3 protein-coding genes are annotated in these 2469 nt (G+C 67.9%); all 3 read right to left on the reverse strand.

Features of this window, described 5'->3' with window-relative positions; translation table 11 throughout:
- A partial coding sequence (locus tag DBR22_RS15300) for an acetylxylan esterase (protein WP_146187516.1) occupies window positions 1-197 on the reverse strand: 197 nt, incomplete at its 3' end.
- A gap of 35 nt (window positions 198-232) precedes the next feature.
- A complete protein-coding gene (locus DBR22_RS15305; RefSeq protein ID WP_108599737.1) occupies window positions 233-1744 on the reverse strand; it encodes a rhamnulokinase in 1512 nt (503 codons plus the stop codon).
- On the reverse strand, window positions 1741-2469 hold a 729-nt coding region (locus tag DBR22_RS15310), incomplete at its 5' end, for an SDR family oxidoreductase (RefSeq protein WP_146187517.1). The genes DBR22_RS15305 and DBR22_RS15310, both read right to left, overlap by 4 nt.

Genomic DNA, 2469 nt, shown 5'->3' on the forward strand with positions numbered 1-2469 from the left:
CCGCCGTAGCCGTTGAACGTGACGTCGAACGTGTCGATGACAGCCAGGTAGTTCTCCACCGGCTCAAAAGTGGCTTCGAGCGGGAACGCGCGGGCTTCCTCAAGGGTGGCGTCCCAGAAAGCCTGCAGATCAGCGGGTGGGGTGACGGCTGAGGTATAACCGCGGAGTTGGTCAAGGGGCAGGTCAAAGAGTGGCATCGGGCGGGCGGGTCCTTTCTGGAGACGAAAAGAGTCTAAAGCCGGGCGAGCTGCGGGGTGAACGTCTGCAGGGCGTGGCTGTTGACCACCAGCCGCCGCAAGTCCCTGAGCCCTCCCGTGAGCTGCCCGGCCGCGCGCGCCTGGACCAGGATGTTGCCCAGTGCCGTGGCCTCAACGGGCCCTGCCACCACGCGTTTACCCGTAGCGTCCGCCGTGAGCTGGCAGAGGAGCCGGTTCTGCGAGCCGCCGCCCACCACGTGGACCACGTCCACTGCCTGGTCGGCGAGGCGTTCGGCGTCCCGGATGGTGCGGGCGTAGCCGGCCGCGAGGCTGTCCATGATGCAGCGGGTGATGGCCGCCGGGTCGTCCGGGAGGAGGTCCCCGGTACGGCGGACCGCGGAGCGGATCCGCTCGGGCATGTTGTCCGGGGCGATGAAATAGGGATCGTCCGGATTGATCTGCGGCCCGCCTGACGGCAGCGCTGCGGCAGCTGTCAGCAGGGCCGTCAGTTCCGGGGTGAAGCCTTCCGCTGCCCAGGTCCGCTGGCATTCACTGAGCAGCCAGAGGCCGCCCATGTTGCGGAGGTAACGGATGGTGCCGTCCACGCCGCGTTCGTTGGTGAAATTCGCTGCCCGGCTGGCCTCGGTCAGGACCGGGTGTTTCAGCTCCAACCCCACGAGGGACCAGGTTCCGGAGGAGATGTAGGCCAGGTTCCCTTCCTGCGCGGGAACGGCGGCGACGGCGGACGCGGTATCGTGCGAGCCGACCGCCACCACCTTGGTACGGGCCGGCAGGACGACGCGGGACGCGATCTCCGGCAGCAGGGTGCCCACCGTTTCGCCCGGTTCGATCAGCGGCGGGAACAGCTTTTTTGGCAGATCCAAGGCGCTGAGGAACTCCGTGGCCCACTCCCCCGCCACCGCATCGAACAGGCCGGTGGTGGAGGCGTTGGTGGATTCTGTCCGGCGCTGTCCGGTCAGGAGGAAGGCGATCAGGTCCGGGATCAGGAGTGCCTGCAGACCGTCCAGGTCAGGCTCGGTGGCCAGCTGGTAGAGCGTATTGAACTGCAGGAACTGCAGGCCGGTGGTGCCGTACAGGCGTGCCGGGTCCAGTTTTTCGTGCACGGGCGCGACGGCGGCGCGGCTGCGGTCATCGCGGTAACTGTACGGCTGGGCGATGAGTTCACCCTTGGCGTTGACCAGGCCATAGTCCACTGCCCAGGTGTCGATGCCGATGCTGGTGATGGTTTCGTTCCTGGCTGCGGCCGCCGTGGCGGCGGCACCGAGGCCCTTCAGCACCTCAGCGAACAGGGCGTCGAAATCCCAGCGGAGGCCGCCGTCGAGCTCCACCACACCGTTGGGGAACCGGTGCACCACTTCCAGTTCAACGCCGGGGCTGCTCACGCGGCCAAGGATGACCCGGCCGGAGGACGCGCCAATATCGACCGCGGCGAAAACACTGCCGGCAAAGACCTGGCCAGAGGGGCCAGCGGCGGACACCGCCCCGGCGGTGGCCGGGGCGGTGTCCTGTGCTGCTGTTTCGCTCATCGCAGGAAGGCTGCTGCCACACCGGCGTCCACGGGGATGTGGAGTCCGGTGGTGTGGGACAGTTCCGCGCTGGTGAGGACCGCGGCGGCGTTGGCCACGTGTTCGGGCAGGACTTCGCGCTTGAGCAGGGTCCGCTGGGCGTAGTACTTGCCCAGTTCCTGCTCGTCCACGCCGTAGACCGCGGCGCGCTTGGCGCCCCAGCCGCCGGCGAAGATCCCGGAGCCGCGGACCACGCCGTCGGGGTTGATGCCGTTGACGCGGATGCCGTGCTCACCGAGTTCGGCTGCGAGCAGGCGGACCTGGTGGGCCTGGTCTGCCTTGGTGGCGGAGTAGGCGATGTTGTTCGGCCCGGCGAAGACGGAGTTCTTGGACGAGATGTAGATGACGTCCCCGCCCATTTCCTGGGCGATCATGACCTTCGCGGCGGCCTTGGAGACCAGGAAGGAACCCTTGGCCATGACGTTGTGCTGCAGGTCCCAGTCCTTCTCGGTGGTTTCCAGCAGCGGCTTGGAGATGGACAACCCGGCGTTGTTGACCACCAGGTCCAGCCCGCCGAAGGCAAGCACGGCGGCGTCGATCGCGGCGGAGACCTGGGCCTCGTCCGTCACGTCGGCCTGAACACCGATGGCGACGTCCGCGCCGCCAAGTTCCGCGGCGACGGCCTGGGCGTTCTCAAGGTTCAGGTCCGCGATGACCACGCACGCGCCGTCGGACGCCAACCGGGT

The organism is Arthrobacter sp. HMWF013 (assembly GCF_003061105.1).
Classification (GTDB): Bacteria; Actinomycetota; Actinomycetes; order Actinomycetales; family Micrococcaceae; genus Arthrobacter.